At 36.8% G+C, this 23,696-nt stretch carries 13 protein-coding genes and 2 pseudogenes; 2 read left to right on the forward strand and 13 right to left on the reverse strand.

Features of this window, described 5'->3' with window-relative positions; translation table 11 throughout:
* Nucleotides 1-41 precede the first annotated feature (41 nt).
* Nucleotides 42-641, forward strand: a complete 600-nt coding sequence (locus tag MKY17_RS14360) for a TetR-like C-terminal domain-containing protein (RefSeq protein WP_098373832.1) — start codon at nucleotides 42-44, stop codon at nucleotides 639-641.
* A 593-nt stretch (nucleotides 642-1,234) separates the two neighbouring features.
* On the opposite strand, the gene MKY17_RS14365 is transcribed toward MKY17_RS14360, so the two are convergent.
* The 9 genes and pseudogenes from MKY17_RS14365 to MKY17_RS14405 form a co-directional block, all read right to left on the reverse strand.
* Complete coding sequence (locus tag MKY17_RS14365) at nucleotides 1,235-2,512, reverse strand: IS110 family transposase (RefSeq protein WP_289314804.1); 1,278 nt, start codon at nucleotides 2,510-2,512, stop codon at nucleotides 1,235-1,237.
* Between the two features lie 567 nt (nucleotides 2,513-3,079).
* Entirely contained in the window at nucleotides 3,080-3,574 is a 495-nt protein-coding gene (locus MKY17_RS14370; protein WP_339200123.1) for a hypothetical protein, read from the reverse strand.
* 611 nt (nucleotides 3,575-4,185) lie between these two features.
* Entirely contained in the window at nucleotides 4,186-4,674 is a 489-nt protein-coding gene (locus MKY17_RS14375; protein WP_286177284.1) for a hypothetical protein, read from the reverse strand.
* Between the two features lie 198 nt (nucleotides 4,675-4,872).
* Nucleotides 4,873-6,096, reverse strand: coding sequence for an MFS transporter (locus tag MKY17_RS14380; RefSeq protein ID WP_098373835.1), 1,224 nt, complete (start codon nucleotides 6,094-6,096; stop codon nucleotides 4,873-4,875).
* A 283-nt stretch (nucleotides 6,097-6,379) separates the two neighbouring features.
* Nucleotides 6,380-7,171 carry a phosphotransferase gene (locus tag MKY17_RS14385; protein ID WP_098373836.1) on the reverse strand — a complete coding sequence of 264 codons (792 nt, stop codon included), beginning with the start codon at nucleotides 7,169-7,171 and terminating at the stop codon, nucleotides 6,380-6,382.
* 181 nt (nucleotides 7,172-7,352) lie between these two features.
* The gene (locus tag MKY17_RS14390) at nucleotides 7,353-7,865 is read right to left on the reverse strand and encodes a DUF6584 family protein (RefSeq protein WP_098373837.1); all 513 of its coding nucleotides are present in this window, start codon (nucleotides 7,863-7,865) and stop codon (nucleotides 7,353-7,355) included.
* 179 nt (nucleotides 7,866-8,044) lie between these two features.
* Nucleotides 8,045-8,905, reverse strand: coding sequence for a transporter substrate-binding domain-containing protein (locus MKY17_RS14395; protein WP_098373838.1), 861 nt, complete (start codon nucleotides 8,903-8,905; stop codon nucleotides 8,045-8,047).
* A gap of 326 nt (nucleotides 8,906-9,231) precedes the next feature.
* Nucleotides 9,232-10,056, reverse strand: a complete 825-nt coding sequence (locus tag MKY17_RS14400; protein WP_339200124.1) for a class I SAM-dependent methyltransferase — start codon at nucleotides 10,054-10,056, stop codon at nucleotides 9,232-9,234.
* A 212-nt stretch (nucleotides 10,057-10,268) separates the two neighbouring features.
* Nucleotides 10,269-10,868 (reverse strand): annotated as a pseudogene (locus tag MKY17_RS14405) (IS110 family transposase); the annotation flags it as partial.
* Here MKY17_RS14405 and MKY17_RS14410 point away from each other — a divergent pair.
* Nucleotides 10,853-10,951: pseudogene (locus MKY17_RS14410) on the forward strand (helix-turn-helix domain-containing protein); the annotation flags it as partial. The pseudogenes MKY17_RS14405 and MKY17_RS14410 sit on opposite strands and share 16 nt — an antisense overlap.
* A gap of 937 nt (nucleotides 10,952-11,888) precedes the next feature.
* Here the strand turns inward: MKY17_RS14410 and MKY17_RS14415 are convergent.
* The 4 genes from MKY17_RS14415 to MKY17_RS14430 all read right to left on the reverse strand — a co-directional run bounded on the left by MKY17_RS14415 (nucleotide 11,889) and on the right by MKY17_RS14430 (nucleotide 23,451).
* Nucleotides 11,889-16,037, reverse strand: coding sequence for a S8 family serine peptidase (locus MKY17_RS14415; protein ID WP_339200125.1), 4,149 nt, complete (start codon nucleotides 16,035-16,037; stop codon nucleotides 11,889-11,891).
* 272 nt (nucleotides 16,038-16,309) lie between these two features.
* Nucleotides 16,310-16,951 (reverse strand): response regulator transcription factor, encoded by a 642-nt coding sequence (locus MKY17_RS14420; RefSeq protein ID WP_098373780.1) that lies wholly within the window; start codon nucleotides 16,949-16,951, stop codon nucleotides 16,310-16,312.
* Entirely contained in the window at nucleotides 16,926-18,785 is a 1,860-nt protein-coding gene (locus MKY17_RS14425; RefSeq protein WP_339200126.1) for a GAF domain-containing sensor histidine kinase, read from the reverse strand. The genes MKY17_RS14420 and MKY17_RS14425 overlap by 26 nt, the downstream gene beginning before the upstream one ends.
* 472 nt (nucleotides 18,786-19,257) lie before the next feature.
* Entirely contained in the window at nucleotides 19,258-23,451 is a 4,194-nt protein-coding gene (locus MKY17_RS14430; RefSeq protein WP_339200127.1) for a S8 family serine peptidase, read from the reverse strand.
* Between the last annotated feature and the right edge of the window lie 245 nt (nucleotides 23,452-23,696).

Raw genomic sequence — 23,696 nt, forward strand, 5'->3', positions numbered from 1 at the left:
TGAAGTGTAGCTTACTATTTGATAAGAAAGGAAAGAGACTGATGGAAAAGAAAAAGCTTCACACAGACCCTCGCATACTCCGTACAAGACAATTAATTAAAGATGCATTTGTTGAATTACTTGAGGAAATGGATGTGCAAAAAATAACGGTTAATCGATTGGCAGAGAGAGCAACCATCAATCGTGTTACCTTTTATCTACATTATCGTGATATTCCAGATATGTTGGAAAAGATGGCAGACGATATGATTGAAGACATTTCAACGATTTTTTGTAATACACCAACGGACCAGACATCCTCTGAAGAGAATAGTTGGAAAATAGTCGAAAATTTACTTGAGCATATAGCTGAACATTCGAATTTTTATAAAAACCTTTTGGCTTCTAAGAAAGTCCCTATCTTTAGAGAACGTCTAACAATGTTTTTAAGGGAAAGGATAGTTACTAAGATAGAGGAAAACGGAAGGTCATCCCACATTCTAACTGAAATTGTAAAGGAAGACATTTTGATATGGTATGAAACTTCAGCTTTAATAGGCACAATCGTTTCGTGGCTTCAAAATGATATGCCATATACTCCGACTTTTCTAGCGAAACAATTCTCTTTGCTTCACCAAAGGAGGATAAATGTAGAAAGTTAATCATTTATAAAATGTACCTAATGTACCTATTATGGTTTCTAACTCTTGTATATCTAATAGATTACGCAAAAAATTCCAAAATGTTTTCCAAAATCAACTGGCTTATTTTTAGTGGACTTTGGTATAAAAACCGGAGTGTTTCCGTTCAGAAAACTGAACGGTTTTTCCTTTTTTTTATCATTTATCTCTCCCGTGCTACAAACTTTCTTGTGGAACTAACCTCCCTCTATAAACATTGATGTATCAACGGTTTGCACCACTCGGTGTATTAGGGGAATTATTTTTTCATTCTACTTTTAAACAGAGTATTGAAATTCTGGTTTTTATTACTAAATTGAGCGTACGCTTCGCTAAAACTAATGGAAATCATTAGCTATTTTCTCCACTTTGTGATGCACAATAGATCTCTGCGAAACTTATGATGACGTACCCTCCCATGTCTCTTAGCGTCATTTGCGCTTACATTCCTTCGTTCGGTCTATTCATAAGGCAGAGGCCTGCTAAGCTGCCCCGGGGACTCTTGGTCTTAGTTTAGTAATGTTGCTGGCTTCTCCGTGTCATCCTTCTTGTTATAAATCGATAGTTAGAAATGCTTACGCTGCCTCTGAGAGGCAGTAGAGATCCTTCATCATATTCTGCTCATTAAAATGGACTTTCTTTTTACAAATACCATGCAATACTTTCAACAATTTACCACAGAGTACCACCATCGATTGCTTTCCGCGTAAGGGATTTTGTTGGCGTGTTGTGTAATATTCATGAAGCTGTTTAAACCCCTCGTTGTGACGAATGAGTGGTACTATTACTTTGAAAAGAATATATCTAAGTCGCTTTCTTCCTCGTTTGGAGATATGTTTTTGTCCCTTATGTTGACCAGATGAGTTTTCACGTAATGTTAATCCCGCTAGTTTAATCAATTGGCGTGGATTTTCATAAAGTGAAAAACTTCCAACTTCTGAAAGCAAATCAACAATGGTTGCATCTCCTAATCCAGGAACTGAAGCCAGCAGCTCATATTCCATAGTTGTTTGGGCCATTTCGGATAATTGACTATTCACAGATTCAATTTCGTTTTCTAGTAAGCGATACTGACGCAGGAGCGTGGCAATTTCATGTCGGGCCATCTGTGTCCCTTCTGTCAGTCCAATTGAGTTCGTCGCTGCTTCAATGAGTAGCTTTGCTTTTGGTAGCTGTGGGGCTCTCATTCCCTTTACCTTACGGTAAAGAAAGACAAGCTCCTCAGCACTTTTTCCATCGATATCCTGTGGCAACGGAGTCATTTCCAATGTAGCTAGAGCCATCTTTCCGAAAGCCGGAAAGACTTGAGTAAACTCGGGAAAATAACGATCAAGCCAACGAATGATCCGGTTTTTAATACTCGCTAAATCTTCCGTTAACTTTGAACGAAGAGTAGATCCGATACGAAGTTCTGCTTCTACTTCTTTTAATAAACGTGGATAGCTAAAACGCCCATCTTTCAATAAACGAGCGATGACTAATGCATCTTTTTTATCGTTCTTTGTCGGTAAATTATCGTCCAGTTCCTTCGATCGTTTGACATGCATTGGATTCACCATGACTAGTGGTATGCCGTAATGATCTAAGAAATTAGCTAAGTTCATCCAGTAGTGGCCTGTTGGCTCAATTCCAACAATTACTTCTGTTTTCTTAGCTTCCTTCATCGTTTGACGAATCTTTTCATACAGGTGTTCAAAGCCCTCTTTTGATTGATGTACTGCGAAGGCTTTTTCTATCACGCGCCCTCGTTCATCAACAAAACAAGCGTAATGAACACGCTTGGCAATATCCATACCAACAACGAGTGTATTTTCAGTAACTTGATTAATTTTTTCATTCCATTTAAACTGCATAGAGAAGTCCTCCTTGTTTGATGCTGAGTCAATGGTCGTTGACACTCATGCATCATACAAGAGGGCTCTTTTTCTTTCAAGACTTCGAACATCCTTCTAACAGGAATGCTGCCCCGTTAGTGACAGTGACAAATGAAAAAGGCTGCCGCAGCAACCTTGAGTCTTGTACAAGAGGTAGAAATCACTTTCATAATTTGAATATGCCTGGTTGTTCTACATAGAACTCTATATACCCACATTTAGAACAAACATAAGGAAATACTTTGCTGTAAATCGGACTATCCTTAAAAAAACCTCTTGGTTTTTTGTTTATCTGAAATTCTCCTTGAATTCCAGAAATATAGGCCTTCGTAAGTTCGTTGCCGCATTTGCTACAAGTTTCCACTATTTATCATCCCTAATAAGCTATCGTATCCTACCCGCATTACTCTCTTTTATACGATTCCTAAACTAATAAAGTTTCAATCCTTCTTCAACAAACCTGCCCCGATAGTTCCATCAGAAAAAGCTGCCTTAAAGACAGCTCCGATCTTCAGCTAACGTACCCTTTAGTTAAAGTATAGGATTTCACAATCCAACCATTGACACAACCAATTCATGTGACATGCCAAGATGGTGGTATTTAATTATGACTCTGTCAATACTATGTTCATGCCCTAACGAAAGAGCATAAATAGTATCATCTTCTGTTGCAGTACCAGCATTTACTTTATCGAGTTGCTTTTGTGGGTCTGTCTTTGGTTTAAGAGTTATAGAATCTAATCCTTTGAAGGTATATTCACTTTCTTCTTCTCCATTAAAATGGTCAGAGATAATAAACCCTTTTGGATGATAACTCACTTGTAATTTCACTTTGGAGGGTACAACTTTATCATTGACAAGAACTTCTTCAATTTGAATATCCCCAAATGGACTTTTATTTCCTACCGAAACCAATTGTACCTGTCTATCATTCGCTGAAGCACTTGGATAAGCTACTAAGGGTTGGTTTAATTTCAAAAAAAAGAAAAAACCTATAAATAAAACCACAATACTAATAATACCTATTAACATTTTTTTCAAAAAAACACTCCTTTATTATCCTGCCCCGGTAGTTCCATAAGACTTATTGTAGAGGTGACATATACAGTGACATAAAAAAAGACGGTTTTACCGTCTAATAGATTGCACTAGTTTTCTTAGTAAAAACAAAACTAATATTGCGAAAAGAGAAGTTAGAATTAATCCTGGAATATTTATAGTAGTTAACAAATTTGCACCGCCCAATTAATATCATTAACTAAATTTTAGGTGATGTTACATAAATAGTCAATGAACAAGGTTCGAATAAGTTACGCTTCTAGAACTATCCTGCCCCGGTAGTTCATTTAGCAAAAAAGGCTACCAAATGGCAGCCCTGGATCTCAACTAACGCACCTGTTAGTTGAATAAGAAATTTAATTAGCTTTTCTTGATCCTCTTAAAAAATAAATAACCTATAACACCTAAAATTAATGCTATACCTCCGAAAACAATAACTTGAAATATTATATCCCCTATAAACATAACCTGTTTCTCCTATTCTAAAAAAAATTTCCTAAATCTGTATACGAGATTTCTCCTAAAAAGGTTCCATCTGACAGTTTGATTCTAAAAGTCTTATTAAACTAAACTGCCCTGTTAGTTCAACAAAATCACTTAACTTTATTATGCAGTTCAAATGACTCTTCAAAGCCATCCCATTTTACATTTACTTTTATAACTTCGCCTTCACCTACTATTGCTCCATTTTCTGAACCTCCACCAATAGTAAATACTTTTTCGCTAGGTGGTTCAGTGTATGCCTCTGTTTTACTTCCGCTTGATGTGGTTGTTTCATAAGTATATTCAAGGTTTTTTATCGAGGATAACTCTTCCAAAGACCCCTTGTATGTTAATACAAGTTTATAGTTATCTTTGCTAGAATGAGTTGTTTGTCCGTCATCTTCTCCCCATAATTCGGTTCCTATATAAGAATATACAGCTTCCCAATGTTCGCTTTCTCCTATAAATTGATAATTATGTTCAGTCGCTTCCGAACTTGTATCTTTTTTAGTGGTTTCCGATTTAGCATCCTTGTTAGTTGTATCTGAACAAGCTATTAAAACCATCATTAAAAATAATACAGTAAAAATTTTCTTCAACTTAACTCCTCCTCAATTATAAAATTTCATTATTTTTCAATTTTACCATTTAAAGGTTTTCGATTGAGTTTCGATTGAAAATTTTTTATTCCACTAACCTGCCCCGATAGTTCCATAAGAAAAAGCTGCCTTAAAGGCAGCTCTAATCTTCAGCTAACGCACCCGTTAGTTGATGAAGATATTTTAAATATTGTCTTTTTAGCCAGTAATTATTTTTTTATTTTCTTCAAAATATTCAGCCTTTGAAGGAATAAATATTGTAATGAAAAGTACGGTTGCAAGAATTGTTCCGACAATAGAAAAAATAATACAAACAACTTGTAATGAAACCCATTCTATTGTTAACCCTAAAAGCAGTGTCAATCCAATTTGAATTATACCTTGAACCATATCTGCAATACTACCGAACCTTCCCATAATTGCTACTGGTACTTTATTTTGAAAAAAGGTAGCATATCCTGCATTCGCAAATGCCATAAAGAAGCCTAAAAATACAAATGACAATGTTGCGGTTATAAAGTTAAAAGATGCATAAAACAAAACATATCCTATTGATGTCAGTAACATTCCACCACCTATAAATAACCTTAGTTGCAACTTCTTAGATACAACGGCAGCGACAGTAGCTCCTCCCAACGCCCCAATACCAGTAATACTTACAATTAAGCCATAATCACTATCAGACAACTCCAAGTGCTGTTTAATAAAAGTAACCTCTTGTGAATCTAGTGCAAAGCCAATTAGCATTGCACATTGAAACAATAAGTAAACTGATACAAAGAACTTTGCATCCTTTGTAAATTCCCTAACTGCTTTCCAGTCGTTTATGAGAGTTTTCCACCGAACTGGTTCTCTTATATTATCTAAATCTTCATCAACGTCAGGAAGAAGATAGATAAAAAATGCACAAATTATAAAAGTAATCGCATTAATTACTATGCATAATTCTGTCCCTGCATACATAATAATTATCCCTGAAATAGCTGGGCCTAATAAAAATGCACCGGAGCTGGCCAAACTCATAATCGAATTAAATCTTTTTCGATTTACAGGAGGAACCAGCTTTGTTATGTAAACGGATGAACTTGGACCAAAGAATGAACCGACAATATTAATCAATAAAAGTACTGTATATATAGTCCATAATGATGATATGAAAGGAATCACAAATATTAAGACACCTCTTATAATATCAATTGAAATCATTAATCTTCGTTTATTAACACGGTCAATGACACTCCCAGACCACGTATTAGTGATTAATACGGCAATAGGCCTTATAATATAGAGCACCGCAACTGCTGTTGCAGAGCCAGTTAAGTTTAATATCGAAATATTAAGTGCAATTAAGTAAATCCAATTCCCTAAATATGAAACCCCTATTCCTGATATTAAAAGAATAGGATTTTTCCAACTGGTCATTCACTCACCTTTTTTCTTATAAAATTACCTTCCATTTGCATTTGAACACATTATTTTTGGTAAAATGTTACACATCATCCATAACTAAATAATACCATTTGATATCAGTACAGATGCAATTAAATTTCTTTATATAGTTCTATATATTCAACCAATAACACCCTCACTGTTATCATTTCTTTTTCAACTATCCTGCCCCGTTAGTTGCATAAAGAAAAAGCTGCCTTAAAGACAGCTCCGATCTTCAGCTAACGTACCCGTTAGTTCAACAAAAAACCTACGCTTAAATCCACTCTTTTCCATGTTCACGAATGAATTTAATATCGTTTTGATAATGTTCAAGATGCCCTTCATCTATCATCATTTGAAAAGCAATGTCACCTTCACTGGCTTTTCTTGTAATTGTTTTACATAACCCTTCCAATCGTAGCAATACCATTTCCAAATAATCTTCTTCTATTCCCTCACCGTAAGATTCAAAAAACAATCTAACTCTTTGTTTTATACGGTTAGCGTGCTGTAATGAATTATAATAAACTTTCTCACCTGTTTCAGAAAGATTAAATCTACTTAAGGGGACAACAGTATAAAGAGTGTACGCTATGTCCCAAAGTTTTGGGCCAGGTCCAGCGACATCGAAATCAATAATACCTATTGGTCTTTCATGTTTAAAAATAATGTTGTATATCGCAAAATCATTATGGCATAGTACCTCAAATTGTTGGGGGGTGTTATCTATCGTTTGCCAGCTATCATCAAATGAAAAATCGCTGACAGAGTCATGATAAAGACGGAGCATTTTCGCTATTTCCATTAAGACATCATCAGACCACATGTATTCTTTTAAAGGATGATTACCAGCTTCTCCTTCAATAAATGATAATATCTCTCTTCCTTTTTCATCAATACCTAAAAACTTTGGGGCATAACTGAAACCTTTGTTCTCTAAATGCTTTAATAGCTTATGAACTTTAGGACTTTCTGGCTTTAATTCCCGTCGCACAGTATCTCCCGAACGATAAACGTTAGAGACATTCCCTCCTGTCAGCATTTCTTCGTTTTCATTGTTTGACATCTAAATATCCCCCTAATCTGACTTTCTTTAACCCGTAAAATAAATCCTGTTTGTAAAACTAACCTGCCGCATTTGTTTCATAAGAAAAGGAGCTGCTGATCAACTCTTGGTAATGAAGTAAAGGACTGTTGGCTAAAGAACAACAACTATAAATACCTTTCTTGAAGAAAGATTCCAGGAATCAAAAAATCCAGCTAAAGAGTGTGTAAATTCCGATTAATGTAAAGAAAATGATTAATATTAATATCGTGATACACCCAATAGTAAATAACTTATCCTCCAATGTCTCATCAGGTTCTTCAGTCAATTTTTCTTTAACTTTATTTTGTATAGGAGAAATTGCCTGATCTTGCAGTCCTTTTATAATATCACTATCTCCTTTAAACTTTAGAACTCTGGCAATTCTAATAGGATCGTTACCCATGGACTTTTCGAACTGAATGCACGCATCTACCATTTCAGGTGTCTTATTCTTTTCTAGATACCAATATCGACCGGCCATCGAGGGATATTTTAATGCAAAATAAATATCGCCTAACTTTTTACGGAGTTCTAATTCATCTGGAAAGGTGATAATTAACCCGTGTATTCTATCTCTTGCTTTTCCTAAATCATTATTTTTAATGTCCTCTTCTATCTTCTTTAAAGTTTTAACAGGTATTTTTTCTATGAGTACTCCTCCTTCATCATCTATTTACAGTCGAAATAATCAGAAACAAATTTTTTTCTATTTATTACTTAATAGATAGAATTGTTCCTTTTTCCTTTAACCCGTCCCTATACTTCCTGAAGAAAAAGGAGAAGTAATTTACTCTTCTGTTTTTATTTTTACAAAAAAATCTACCCTAAAAACTGACCACACACCTTTATATTCTATTCCATCCACTTTTTGTATAGGGCATCAAATTTTCCCTGTAGCTTCATTTCATCCATCCACATTTCCAAGTAGCTTGCATAAATGAAATCACCTCTCGGGATCATATAACCTTTTTCACTGTTTGTGAAAGGCTTGTCAGTTTGAGCCGCATACAGTCTGGGATCAGCTTTTGCATACAGCATTGCTTCTACTGTGTCAGTGATCATGACATCATACGTACCTTCTGCAACAAGATGTGGGATATCAAGGTTGTTTTCTACAACGGTTACGTTAGCTTTGCTTAGATACTGACGGACAAATTCTTCGTTTGTTCCGCCTGGATTTACGCCGATGCGTACAGATGGCTTGTTAATATCCTCAATGGTAAGATACTTGTCTTTATCTTCTTTGCGAATTAAAGGCACCTTACCGAATGAAAGGTAACCTTGGGATATATAAGCGCTTTTTTGTCTCGTTGTATTGCGAGTCACACCGCCCACAGCGATATCGAATTTGTCCGCTTCCAGGTCTTTCAACATCGCAGGCCATGTAGTAGCGACAAATTCCACCTTCACACCAAGGTCTTTGCCAAGTTCTTTGGCAGCGTCCACGTCAAAGCCTTCATACTCATTTGTTTCCGGATTCAAATAGGTAAAAGGTTTGTAGTCGCCGGTCATTCCAACCCGAATGTATCCACGTTTGATTATTTCATCAAGCTGGGAAGCCTCAACTTTTTTCAAATGCCCTGGGGCCTTTTCTGATGCCGGTTCAGCCGAGACGTTTTGCGAGGAGATCAGATCGTGACCGACGTACCCTGTACCTAGCAGGGATAAGCTGATCACTCCAGCCATTAGTGTTTTTTTCCAATTGTTAAACATGTGAATTTACCTCCATTTTTTCTATATTTTTAATTAATCTACCAATTATTAAAAATACAACAAAATAAATGAATCACCTTCTAAAACAAAACACTTTTTTATATTAAGGTGAATTAGCGTAACAGTTGATATGAAAAGGACTGCACATTTTAGACATTTCTAAAATGTGCAGTCCTAATTTAATTTATTGCTGAACTGAACCACCTGTTCATTCTATTAGCAAAAAAGCAACCCATACGGCGGATCTAGTCTTGAACTCGTTAGTTGCAGTACATTCCTTCACAATCATACAAATACCGAAAAGCATATCTTAAAAGAGGAAAGTATTACTTTGCACAAACAATGAAACAATTTAATGAATTCTCATTTCCATTTGAAGTGTTCATCAATTCATAATAACTAGTTATCAACGTTTGTATCATGGAAGGAACTTTAATAAATTCTGCACGGATACTATTTGCATAACTTTTTTCCCATTGACCGTCTTGTAATAAGGTTGCATCGACTGTAAGTTGTTTCACCACTTCAAAATTTGCTTGCTGGAGTAGCTGGTGAATTTGAGTTTTATGAAACAAGTTTTGGATATTTCCTTCATTCTTAACGAAGTTTGAATACAATGCCAGAATGGATACCGCACAAAAATGGGAACGTTGCGTAATGCAGGTAAAATCAAGGTCCCATTCTGCAAAACATATATGTTTTGCCAAACCACGAATTTTTCTAAAGTAATTCAATAAATCTTCTGGTTGCTTGAAATACCATGAACAATGGGATAATACCGCCACATCAAATGGCATAGTTGCTTCAAAAAAATCAAAATCCATTTCAAAATGGAAGTTAATACGTTCTCCTAATAGAGATTTCTTAATACGTTCAGTTGCTTGATCTAAAGTTAACGGTGCTCCGTAATCGGGACTAGCAATATCTATTGCGACAACACATCCGTTTTCTCCTACCGCATCGGCTAATGCAACAGTTGTATCCCCCTGCCCGCAACCTATTTCTAATACACGCATTCCTTTTTGAATCCCAAATGCTTTTACTAATTCCAACCGGTGCTGCAACTGAACTTGTTGGATCAAATCATCCTCGAATAATTGATATTTCGATAAAAAAGACATTGTTTTTTCGTTTAGTTGAAATGACTTCACGTATCATTCACCCCACATTTATTGTGATTGGTTCATCAACAATGAAAAAGGCTGCCTCAGCAATCTCCCTTATTGAAGTAAACCGGCTAATAGGATGTCAATATCTTTCTCTAATATTTTCATTTCCCTTATGATATATTATTTTTGGCCATGCCAAATAACCCTCCAAAACCCTTTTGGAAGGATTTTTCTCTGTTTCACAAAACCGTTAATTAGGCTAAATCTAGGAACGTTTCTTTTCTCTTTAATAAAGCATAAATCCAATGAAGCAACTTATTCATACAGGCAACGATTGACACTTTGGCAGGTTTTCCTTCTGATTTTTTCTTATCATAGAATGCTTTAAGCTTTTTGTTCCTTGAACTTCTTATGCCGCATAGTACGGCAAGATACAGAGAATAACGTAGTCTGCTCGAACCTCTTTTTGTAATACGATTAATGGTTGCCGTAAACTTACCCGATGAGTGAACACTTGGATCTACTCCAGCGAAGGCAACCAGTTTTTTCGGATGATTAAACCGATCGATTTCACCAATTTCAGAAATAATCGTGGCTGCGATTTTTTCTCCGATACCGGGAATCGATTGGATGATCTTATATTCTTCCAGTTCATTTGCCAGGGCCACTATACGATCTTCTAAATCAGAAAGATGTCCCTGGTAATGAAAAAGCAACTCAATATACATACGAAGATTGATTACGTGACTTTCATACACGCTTTTTTGAAATGGATTTCGAGATGCGGAATCCATTATTTTTTTTGCTTTTTCCCATGCCCATTCACCCGATCGGCTAAAAGGGAGCTTTTTTACTTAAAGGCGGCGTAAGCGAGGTAGCCAAATATTTAGACGTATCCGAAGCCACTATTTATAGATATTTAAATAAAATCAAATAATCTGTCTGGATGTTTAGGGAAAACCTAAAAGATTCGGAGGATTCACTTTGCGGTATGTTGTGAATTATTTATGAACCTGTTTCATTTATATCGGGATTTCTCCATCTATCGGTTGAGGTACATTTTCTAAATTACTCCCCTCCCATATTCATACTTCCTATATTGCGGGTAGTGACAGCTTCGCTGGTAGTACCCACAATATGGAAATGTCAAGATTACAATAAGTTATTTAATTTTAATACTTCAAACATACATACCCCCGTCCTTATTTAGATGGGAGTAAATGAGTTGTTAAATTTTTTTATAAAAGATACTTTAGCAATAAAGTCGTCTAAAAATCTAGTTTTATTGTACAATCTGGCCCGATTGCTTAATAAGAAAAAATCCTACATTATCAAAAAACAACCTATAAACGGCCCACTCAGGGTTATACTCTTCAATCATTACTGATTTCCCCATTACTATTTTCCTTAACCTGTTGCCCCTTCATCCTTTTCACTTTTATAATCCTTTAAATCCACAATGGCTGCTCATGCATTTCTTGAAGCTGATCGGTTGGAATTTCCTGTATTCAAACCAGTTGCTGAATTTTCTGAGCCCTTTCCGGTTGCTAGTTGGCCATGTAAACCTACACCTAGTTTTTGAGGGTATTCTCCCCAACCACTTTTCGGTGTACTGACCTTCCACTGGCCCCCTGGAGGCTTTCCCTCCCATGTTCAACGGGTCAATTGCCCTATCATTCCTTCGTCATGCCTCTCCAAGGGGTGGAGGCCAGTTATGCTAACCTGATGGGTCGGTGCCCTTTTGTTGAAGAAATCTGGTACTCCGTTCATATCTTCTAAAAAAGAGGACTTAGCAACTTTTCTTAACTCTGCTCTTCTTATTTTATAAAAAAAGAAAGGGAGGAATGCTCTGCATTCCTTCCCCTCTTTTCTTGCTATTGCTTTGGCTCCAGTCCGATCAGGCGCAGGAAGTATTCCAGACCTTTTTTCCCAATTTTTTCTTTCGGCTGTTTATCGGCAGGCGCATCCGGTCCCTTCGTTAAGAAATTTTTCTCAACGAAGCGAATGTCTGTCTCGTTCACTTCTCCGTCTTGATTGATATCTTGCGGCACGATGGATGAATCCTTCGTACCATATGCATCAACGACACTCTGGATATCGAGGATATCAATCATTTTGTCGCCATTCACATCCCCTGCAAGACTTCTCTGACCAATTCTTAAAAATTGCCCTCGTAGCTCTCCATTTGCATCATGATATCCAGGAATGAATTTCTTCATCACTTTAAGATGCCCCGGAACATCGAAAACAGCTGTATATACTTGATCGGAAGCAGGAATATCATTGACTGTGAATTTTCCACTCTTATTAATTGTTCCTGGATATTTTTTACCACTTCTAGAGAGAGCGTATACTTGTGCTCCTATTTTTGAGTAATCCGCTTTTTTCAAAAATGCTGATCCTGATTCATATATCAAAAATGCTTCCGGTAAGATGGATCCCAGCAACTGTGTATGTGTAGGAATTAATTTAAGATCTTCAGTGCCGTAAAAAGGAATAGCAGTGTCTGCTGTTTGTCCAGATTTCTTATAAGACCCCTTCTTTACCTCAAATCCAGGAATTTCATCGTAAACTTCATCATTCGATACTTTAAACGTTACATCGAGGAACGGCATGTCTCCATCCAGTCCTCTGAATGCATTTCCAGTAATGGAAGCACCGATTTTCAAACTATTATTGAATGTACCTTCCGTCACAACAGGTTTATCTAGTGATACCTGTAAGCCTTTTTCCTTTGCATATTGTTTGACTGCCTTGTTCAGCTTAACGTTCGAAAACTTGAAGAAGTCTTTGTAGTACTCTACATTAAATTCTCCCGAGACAAGCTGTTTCACATTATTAAGGCTGAGTGTCATCGTAAAGCTATCGCCGACTTTTAACTCTTTCTTGTTATAACTGGAAGTCGTATATTCCGTTCCTTCTTTCATGAAGTAATACTTTTGGTAACCAACTGCCGTTGCAGTATCCCACGTTCTCAACCACAATCTCATAGGTTGTTTTGCAATATCACTTTCCTCAATTCCTAACTTCACATCTCCATTCGCTTGAATCGGGAAGAACCCAGCCATATATCCAGAGGCACCTGTATAGTAAGCCATAGTGTTAGACGATTGATCGATGTCCAACCCTTTAGATTGTAATAGATCCACTGTCTCATCCTTAGCTTTTCCATGCAGCCACACCGCTTTTTGGCCATCTTCTACTGTAAACATAGAATCATTGATTTCGATTACACCCGATTTTATATCCATGTTGACTTCTGGTGCTGTATTGTCCACGATAAGTGGATTGTGGAAAACATATGATTTCCCATCCTCATCGTGTGCAATCAGTTCCAGTATATAGTCGCCTGCTGGAAGCTTTATAGGAATATCACTGATTGGCTGGGACGGATCATTTGTAAATGGTAAGACCGTACCGCTGAACGCACCCGTAAGATACACTTCTCTATCTATTGGAAAGTTAGTGTTCGCTGTCCCTATGAACCCTACAGATTTTCCTGTTTTACTGTCTTTTACAAGCACATCCATGGTTGTCATTGGGCTGTTCAACTTCATGATGAAATGGATCCTTGTGTCATTAAGTTCCCAGAAAGGTGTTGTATTTGTCACGGATGGTCTAGTCGCTTTGACATAATCAAATCCTTTTTCCGTCGCCATAACAGCAAATGGAATTTGATAGGATTCGGCTGGATTGTTCGCGTTGGTCACATGAATATACCCTTCATATCTTCCTGCCGCAGCGCTGGTTGGAATCGTTATTTTTGGCTGGAGCTCCTGTACTTGGCCGCCTCCCACTGTAATCGATGAAGGCACCGCCACTTTTACACCGTTCTTTACGGCATCTTGAATGCCTTTACGCTCACCGTGATACTCCACTTCTAGTTTAAAAGATTTCTCTTCCTGGCTGTTGTTTTGAACCTTCACCTTTTTGCTTGCTTCAATTGGTTCATTACCTTTTTTATAATATCTGCCGAATACGATGGAGCCTGTTTGTTCGTCAATTTCTACGAGGTTTCCATTTTCGATATTTTTTGTCTTATCCCATACTTTGATGGATGTGTCTGTATGAACCGCTTGATAGGCATCGATTCGTCCTGCACCCACTTCGTATACAGAATTATTCCCTTTTAAATCATCCGATGTATTCATGAGTGCCGCTTTTACATCGAAAGGAGTGTATTCCGGATTCTCCTGCAAAATCAATGCTGCTGCACCTGCCACGTGTGGCGTAGCCATCGATGTACCCGACATGCGCACATAGGCATTCCCGTAATTAATGCCGTCCTGCGGATCGTTGATGAATTCCGGTGTCGTAGAGAATATCGACACACCTGGAGCGACTACATCCGGCTTAATATCATAATTTCCATTTACCGGTCCGCGTGAACTAAAATCTGCTAAATGATCGCCTTCCGTTTTTGTGTTATTTAACGTTTCAAATGTGAAAGAACCCTCGCCCAGCCCCTTTAATCGCTCACCATCCGCTTTTGACAGGCGGAAAGAAGGGATTAACCCGACGGCCTCACCCAAGTAGGCAGGTATTTGCCCGTCGACATTGTTATACACAATCACTGATTTAGCCCCAGCGTTTTTGGCGTTTTTGATTTTTTCATCAAACGCAAGTTCCCCGCGCTGAATCAACGCAATTTTCCCGCTGACATCTTTCCCAGCAAAATCAGTTGCTTTACCAAGTCCCGCAAATACAATTGGTAAGGATTTCCCTTGCAATTCTTCTAATCGATCAGAAAAATCTTTGCCTAGCAGCTGCATATTTTCAAATTTCTCGGCGGAAGCGCTTCCATTAAATGCAGGAATGGACATGGAGGCATCGCTTGCACCTACTGATATGCCAAGAGCCGCTGTTCCCGGAGAACCAAGAGTTTTCTCGTTCGGTCCGGCGTTACCTGCAGCAACGACGGTCACCAAGCCTGAAAGCATGGCGTTATTTACTGCGACAGATGTGGCGTATAAAGGATCGTTAGTCTGCGCGCCAAGCGACATATTGATGACGTCCATGCCATCTTCAATCGCTTGATCGATTCCAGCAAGGATTCCTTCTGTATATCCCCCTCCCCAAGGTCCCAATACTCTATACGCATATAAATCTACTTCAGGTGCTACCCCTTTCACAGCGTAATCAACATTGTTTTTCTTTTGGGCTGCAATCGTCCCTGCGACATGTGACCCATGGTTTGTGTAATACACATAGCCTGGTTCTTCTGGCTTGCCAGCATTAATCCAATCCTCGTAGGTCGTTTCCATTGGATCGGCATCATTATCTACAAAATCATATCCGCCTTTATAAGCTTCTTTTAAGTCAGGATGATTGTAGTCAATACCTGTATCAAGAACGCCGACTTTTATTCCCTTACCGGTAATGTTCTCGGCATGTAGCTTGTCCACGCCAATTTGCGGAATACTGTCTGCCATTTTCGGCTCAATGGCTTCTTTCGTTTTTACCGGCGGTTCCACTTTTACCTCGTAATCTTTAAAAATACGTTTAACTACTCCAGATTGCAGCAAATCCTTAACTGCCACACCAGGAAGTGTCATCGCTACGCCGTTGATGGCGTTTTTATACTCTCTTGTGATCTTTACATCTTCCACTTTGTAATTAGTCACATTTTTCTGTGATTTCAATGATTGCACATGCTGTTTAAAATCTTTATGAGCTTTTTCCACTTTCTCATTCGAATCTGCAGAAGATAGTTTCTTTCCTTTCGCCGCTTGTTTCATCACTTCTATTTTGGCTGGCGCCTGTTCAAATTCGACGATGACTTTGACTAATTCCGGACTATTTGCATTAATATCCGGAGAAATCGTAAAGTTTGGATTGGCATCCAATTGCTCTAACGCCTTTCTTTGTTCTACAGACAGGCTCGCTAAGATCTCTTCCGCATTTTCAACTGGATTCAACTCAAACGGGCTTTTCGCCAATACATTATACGGAGCGCCTTGAGATAATAACATGCCAACAGCTAGCGTTCCTGTAAGAATCTTACTGATTTTTTTCCTCTTCATACCGCATCCCCTTATCCTATATAATTACTATTTTCTCTCTAAACATTTGTTCTTCATAAACAATTCATTTAAAGATGAATTCATATATCTAGTAAACTAAGATTCAATATATCATCCCATATTTCTACTTTTCTGAAAATTAATCATAAGAAGTAATTTTTCATCTATTGGTTCTAGATCAATATATAACTAAAGAACTATTCCAGATCTGTTATTAAAGAAAAATAATAAGGATACTGAACAGTTCTTTTAACCTTTTAAGTAATTATGATTTATGAAAATGGAACAAGTTGATTTCGAACGGCATAAATGACTGCCTGTGAACGGCTTTTCACATTCAGCTTTTTGAAAATCTTATTGATGTGAATTTTGACGGTCTTATCACTGATAAATAAGGCTTCAGCGATTTCTTTGTTACTAAGACCTTTGGCCAACTCAAACAGTATTTCTTTTTCACGCTTAGTCAAAATATTTTCGTTTGGCTCTGATTTCGTTTGCTGGTGATGATACGTTATCAGCTTTTTGGTCATGCGAGGATGAATAACCGAATCCCCTTGTGACACCATTCGAATCGCTGCTACCACTTGTTCGGATGACGAATCCTTCAATAAATAGCCATCTGCACCAGCCCGAAGTGCTTCCATTAAGTATTCATTATCTTCAAACATCGTCAATACAAGAACGCGGCAATTCGGATACTGACTTTTCACGAGGGACGTGACCTCAATGCCATTTTTTCCAGGGAGATTGATGTCCATCAAAATACAATCAGGTCGATACTCCTCTACTTTCTTCAACACCTCTTCCCCGGACACGGCTTCACCCACGACTCGGATGTCTGATTCGAGATCCAATATACTCCGAATTCCATCACGCAAGACCGTATGATCATCTACTAATAATATTTGAATCATGATACTCCTCCCTTGTTTCTGAATCTGGAATGAACAATGTAATTACTGTACCTTTTCCTGTGGAACTATCAATCTGAAGGGTAGCACCTAGCTGTTCAGCTTGTTCATTCATATGTAAAATGCCATAATGGGGCTCATGCTTTGTTTTAATCATGGATTCAAAAAGGGAAAAGCCAACCCCGTTGTCCTTCACTTTTAAAAGCACATGTTCACGTTGATAGCTTAGAAGAATGTCAACTTCGTCCGCTTTTGCATGTTTTACAATATTCTGCAAGCTTTCCTGTAAAGTATCGAAGATGGCTCGTTCTATTGTAAAACTGAGTGTTCGAGAACGGCCCCTTTCATGATATTTAATCGCTAGATTATTTTCTTGTTTTATCGATTGAATTTTATTTGCAATCGCTTGTTTTAACCCTAGACTTTGGGTAGGATATGGCTTTAAAGCATAGATAGAATAGCGAACTTCCCCTAAACTCTTCCGTAATTTTTTTATACTTTTGTCTACCACTTGCTCCATGTTTCCTGATTGATCTGCGGACTGCCTCAGAGCTGATTCCAGCTGAAATATGACCCCGGCTAATACTTGTGCAATTCCATCATGAATTTCCCGAGCAAGCCGATTTCTTTCTTCCAGAATCATTCGTTTTTCTTGTTCAGCGACGAGGGACCGTGTTTTCAGCAAGCTGCTCAATTGATTGGCAAACGTAGATAAGGACTGTATATCTTCGGTAATAAAACTCGCCCCCCTGCTTTTACCTGCAACAAACATCCCTACTAATTCATGATTTACTATAAGAGGCAGGTAGACAAGGGAACGTATGACATCTTCAAATACTTCATCTCCCGGGGCCATACCTGTTTTCCAATCAGTAACAACAAAGGTTTCAGATATTTCTTCAAAATTCGGATGGATATCAGAAGAACTTGAAATATTGGTATGTACTTTTCCATCCTTTAATAGAAGCTGCCAATCCCCCTCATCTTTTGCCCATAAAGCATATGCTTGTATTCCCAAGAATCCTTTAAGTGATTGTTTCATTTGATCTAAGTTTCCGGCAGACAGCCCGTGACTTAACTCCGTCGTAATGGTAAAAAGGTTATATAATCGTTCTTTTTCAATCCTTATTTGCCTCATGAAGGAGCTGATGGTGCAGATTGCTACAAGTGGGAAAAAGAAGAACAGAACGGTAATTCCATCCAACTCCCCTCGATATCGATGTTCTAAGATATAAATAAGGGAGGCGTAACATAAACAAAAACTTGCGCTCAAAAATAAAAATATATTTTTCTTGTACCACTGTTCTAGTGGATATTGCTGAGGCAGAATCACCATTAAAAGATCATATAAAAGGGTGTTGAAAAGGCAAAAAAATACGGTAAATAAAAGCAAGCTTATTAATTCTTCATATAAAACTGGCAGGTTCATCTCCGTAATAAAAAAAGAAATACATTCGTTGGAAAACCATTCTGCCAAAGTGATACTAAAAGCAAATTGAGTGCAATTAAATAGTGTTCTTTGTATTGGTAAGCGGCGAAGGGTATGTGTAAAAACCATCACACATACACAAGCAACAACCGTTATATGTATACCAAACTCCCAATTCATTGGATAAATAAGCGTAAGACTGAGTGTAATACCTCCTCTTCCAATACGGATAGGAAAATATTCAATAATCCCCATAAACACTGCTAACAACAAAACGATTATGAATTCAGAAGGCATTTCACTTTTAAATATGGAATTGATTACAGCAATCATACCAAGAATAGAAATAGAATAAAGATAAAAACTCGCTATTTGTTCCCTCCTAGTGATAGAATCTATCTTTTTCAAAACGGCACCTTCCTTTATTTGCAAGAATCATTGTCTATCATTATCTAACAAAAAACCGGCACTGGCAAAATGGCAAAATACCCACTAGCCAATCACCGGCTGTGCCATTACCCTAAATGGCAAGACACAATACTAGTATACTCTTAGATTCTTTATTTGCCTGCTCATCAAATGTTGTAAATGTCATGGTCTTTTGTTGTAGATTATATAGTACAAAAAGTGTAAGTAAACTAAACTTCATCCCCAATAAAAGACGTTGAAGAAAAAGAACCAAAAGATAAATTTTTGGAATTAAGTGAAGATGGAACTGATGCTTTTTGAACGCAGAGAGATTGATTTCAAAAGTAATTAAAAAACCTTAACCCAATAAAATACAGGGCTAAGGCTACTTAAAATCTTATTTAATTACTGTCTATTTACTGTAGTAATCCATAAAATGGTTCTTCGTTTGATTATAGAAACTAGCTTAGGATTATTTTAATCCTAACTGATTTAACACAGTATCTAATGTAGAACCTTTATACTTAGTTTTCGCTTTAGGTGCATTCGGAACTGTCCTATTTTGTAATCGATAGTTTTTAATAAGAAGATCCATATCCTTTTTATCAACAACTCCATCGAAGTTCAAATCTGCACCTGATTTATTTGTTCCCCAATAAGTTTGTAGATATATTGCATCCATTATATCAATTACATTATCTTTATTTGCATCCCCAGCTTTAGCTTGCTTGGAAAAACCTCTTAAATTTCCGATTAATTTTCCACGAACGTCATCTGATAGCACAAACGAATTATACATCGTAAAATGACCTGGTACATCTACTTTTAGTGTATAAGCATTTTTATCAGCATTCATTCCATCTACAGTGTAGTTTCCATTTTTATTTGGAGCAGCCTCAAAAACAGTTTTACCATCATATGACGTTACCGTTACTTTTGCACCAATTTTGGTGTGATCAAACGCGTAATTCGGTTGGCCTGTTAAAGGATCAGTCGTTCCTTCTAATTTCAAGTAACCCTGTATTCTTGAATATTTTTCTTTCATATTAACACTATCCATATAAGTATATACATTATTTGTTACTGCATTTGATTGATCAATTGTAGTTCCAGTCATTTCCATGTTAAACCAATTGACAGAGAAACTTGACTTTGGCGAATGATGTTTAACTGTATTTAAATCGAAATTAACTAATTGCATATCTTCTGGTAATGTTTTATTTCCTAAATAGTTAAAAGTAATTGTATAAGTCGTTAAAACATCATCAGATGTTGATGTTACAGATACTTGTGCATCCCCATATTGCTTAACTGCATCACTTACAACAACATTATTAATTGTAGCTAAGTCACCGTTGTCTTTTAATACTGGAATTGTAATCTTTGATGTTTTTAGGTTTTTAATATTATTTGAACGAATAGAATAATTTATAGTATCTCCGGTTGAAGCGACTTGTTTATTTGCTTTTAAGTAATAGTAAGGGTAAGTATTAGAAACAAAAGCTACCCTTAGCATTTCCGAAGGACCTGAAGTAAAGTTCCTAGCCGCATCCATTCCATAAAACTGAACTTTTAAAGGTCTCGTTCTTTTTTTAACTAAAATTTGATCATTGTAATTTCCATTTTTATCTGTGTTTATTGGATCTGACATATATGGACTATCATATTGGTATAAAATTTTATTACTTGACTGATCAACAGGAAAACCTTCTTGTTTTGCCTCATCTGTCTCAGGATCATTTAAATTAATATTAAAGTCATATAAATATTCACCGTTTGAATCAAATTGGCTATCTTTATACTCAATAACCTTTTGATCTAACTTATCAAAGCTTGAAGTCATAATTGGTGCGCCCTTTTCATACATAAAATCTGCTGATTTAGAGAATGTTTTCCCTTGATCATTTGTTCCAATCATTTTTAATTTATAGTTACCTGTTTTTGCAAACACAGGCTCACTGCTAATCGGATTTTTCGGATCACCAGTGAATGGGAAATAAGCCCCTGTAAATGCATATGCAATCCCGTAAACTGTGTTTTCATTTACTCCGAAACCATTTAAAGTTCCAAGGTATCCAATATCTTCACCAGTTGTTGCATCTTGGACTACCACGTCAATATATCTCATGTGCGATCTTACTGAAAAACTAAATGACATGCCTGGAGCTGCTTGTTCTGGCCAACGTGTATCACCAGAATACATTGGATTAGCAATGGTTAGTGTATCAAAACCTTCATTTACTACACGACTACCAAATGGAATTTGATACTTTTCAGTTGGATCTGCATTATTTGTAAAGACGATATATCCCTCATATGTTCCTTTTTCAGCTGTTTTCGGAATGTTTAAGTCAAATTTAATTGATTTTTGACTAATTCTGGTCAATTTAACTGAAGTTGGACCTGTTAAGGTCACTCCATTTTGAGCTGCATCTTTGGAACCTCTTAATTCTGTTTGGAATTTAACATTTACACTAAATGTTTTTGCTTTTTCACTTCTATTTTTCAATGTAATCTTACGTGAATCATGAATATCTTGGTCATCAAATCCATATGAACCAAAACTGATTCCACCCGTTAGTTCTTTGATTACCTTTTGTTTTCCATTGATATTTGTAGGTGTTTTATCTACTACTTCAAATTCGACATTAGAATGAAGTGCTTCATATGCATCAACACGACCACTACCGATTTCAAATACACTATAAGCTTTTGAAAGTGGATCAGCCGTATTCATTAAAATTGATTTAATGTCTGCAGGCTCAAGATCCTTATTCGATTGTAATAATAATGCTGAAACACCTGCCACATAAGGGGTTGCCATTGAAGTTCCTGATAAACGCTGATATGCATATTTATAATCTTCCGGTTTTGTTCCATCTACTGTTTTATCGTTTACGTAAAATGGGACGGTTGAAAGTATCGAAACACCTGGTCCAGTTACTTCCGGTTTAATGTCATAATTCATTCGAGATGGACCTCTAGAACTAAATGATGCTAACTCATCGGATGCTGTTTGTATCTTAGTAAAATCGCCAAATGTGATATCAGTTTTACCAGTTTTTAATGCTTCCAAGATCGTTAATCCTTCTTCATTTGAAACAGAGAATGAAGGAATCGCATTAACTGATTCACCTAAGAAAGACTGAATTGCACCCTCGGCCTTGTTTGCTTCATCATTATACATGATAACGCCAGCAGCACCTTTTGCCTTGGCATTCGCAATTTTAGAGTCCAATGTATAAACTCCTCGGCTCATGAGTACAAATTTCCCTTTTACGTCTTTTCCTGTATAGTTATCTCCGAGCCCCACATCAACAAGTTGGAGGGTTTTTCCTTTTAATGTAGACAAATCATCTTTATAGTTTTTTGCTAATTGTCTTAAATTGTAATTCTCCCCATTATGCGCACCTGCATATTGATAAATATCAATTGCAACAGATGATGCACCAACAGATAACGCTAAGGCTGCAGCACCTGGTGAACCTAGCGTATAATTTTTATCGCCACTATTCCCCGCTGCAACAACGGTTGTTACTCCACTTAATACTGCATTGTTTACAGCAATTGAAGTTGCATATAATGGATCATTAAGTGAATTACCTAGTGACATATTAATAACATCCATATCATCCTTCACAGCTCGATCGACAGCTGCAATTATGTCATCAGCTTGTCCGCTGCCATATGGTCCAAGCACTCGGTAAGCATAAATATCTGCTTCTGGTGCTGCTCCAACTGTTGTATACTCAGTATCCTTCGCTACTCCACGGCTTCCAATAATCCCAGCAACATGTGTACCATGATTAGTATAATAAGCTGACGATCCATTCATTTCTGGCTTACCTGATTGTTTCCAATCAGCATAGGTCGTTTCCATCGGATTACTATCGTCATCTACAAAATCATATCCACCTTTATAAGCATCCTTTAAATCTGGATGGTTATAATCAATACCTGTATCTAGAATACCGACCTTAATTCCTTTACCGGTATAGCCTTCTGCATGTAACCGGTTTAATCCATCATAAGGAGTATAATTGGCGATATTGAATTCATCTGCTTTTAATTGATTATTATCTTTTCCTTGAACAGGCGGATCAATCGTAAACGTTTCGTTACTCCAAACGGATTTGACAGCTTTTGATTTTAATAGACTTTTAATTTTGTTAGCAGGTAAACTCATTGAAACACCATTAAATGCATGTTTATATGAGCGATTAATCTTATAATTTACTTTTTTACTATTTTTATCAGCTAATACTTGTCCTAAATCTTTTTGAAATATTTCATGATCTTGATCGACTAAATTTGATGCTTCAGAATCTGATAGTTGTTGACCTTCTGATGCCGCTTCAAACTTAGCAACTTTTGCTGGTTTATTTGCAAACTCAACAATTACATGGGTTTGTTCCGTTGTCGTTAAATCAATATCAGAAGAAATTTGAAGACCTGTCTCTTCTTTTGTTGAAAGTTGGTTAAGAGCTTCTCTTTGTTCTGATGTTAAATTAGCAAGTAAACTATCAACATTCGTATTACCAACTGCTTGGGTAACATTTGATTCATGTCCAAGTGAACCTAAAATAAAACTAGATGATAGAGCAAATACAGCTAAGCTTTTTACGACCTTACTTTTGTTGTTTGCTTTTTTTCTCCTTTTCCTCATTAAACCTCTCCCCCTCCTAACTAAATAGTAGATTAATATATTTGTAAAAATGTGAAGGTTTCGTGCTGATGACTTAACTTCACATTTAATACGCTGATCTGTCTTTCAACATCAGATTATTAAAATTTTTCAACTAATCTAGTATTAACTAGTAGTTTATTTAATATTCAGAAATATCATCTAATTAACCCTTATCATCCCACATTTCTCCTTTTCTGAAAATTAATCATAGGATGTAACTCTTG

It is taken from the genome of Peribacillus sp. FSL P2-0133 (genome assembly GCF_037975445.1).
GTDB classification, from domain to species: domain Bacteria; phylum Bacillota; class Bacilli; order Bacillales; family DSM-1321; genus Peribacillus; species Peribacillus simplex_E.

Coding starts and splice junctions, on each gene's coding strand:
- MKY17_RS14360 (WP_098373832.1), top strand. CDS start 42: ATGGAAAAGAAAAAGCTTCACACAGACCCTCGCATACTCCGTACAAGA.
- MKY17_RS14365 (WP_289314804.1), bottom strand. CDS start 2,512: ATGCAGTTTAAATGGAATGAAAAAATTAATCAAGTTACTGAAAATACA.
- MKY17_RS14380 (WP_098373835.1), bottom strand. CDS start 6,096: ATGACCAGTTGGAAAAATCCTATTCTTTTAATATCAGGAATAGGGGTT.
- MKY17_RS14385 (WP_098373836.1), bottom strand. CDS start 7,171: ATGTCAAACAATGAAAACGAAGAAATGCTGACAGGAGGGAATGTCTCT.
- MKY17_RS14395 (WP_098373838.1), bottom strand. CDS start 8,905: ATGTTTAACAATTGGAAAAAAACACTAATGGCTGGAGTGATCAGCTTA.
- MKY17_RS14415 (WP_339200125.1), bottom strand. CDS start 16,037: ATGAAGAGGAAAAAAATCAGTAAGATTCTTACAGGAACGCTAGCTGTT.
- MKY17_RS14420 (WP_098373780.1), bottom strand. CDS start 16,951: ATGATTCAAATATTATTAGTAGATGATCATACGGTCTTGCGTGATGGA.
- MKY17_RS14430 (WP_339200127.1), bottom strand. CDS start 23,451: ATGAGGAAAAGGAGAAAAAAAGCAAACAACAAAAGTAAGGTCGTAAAA.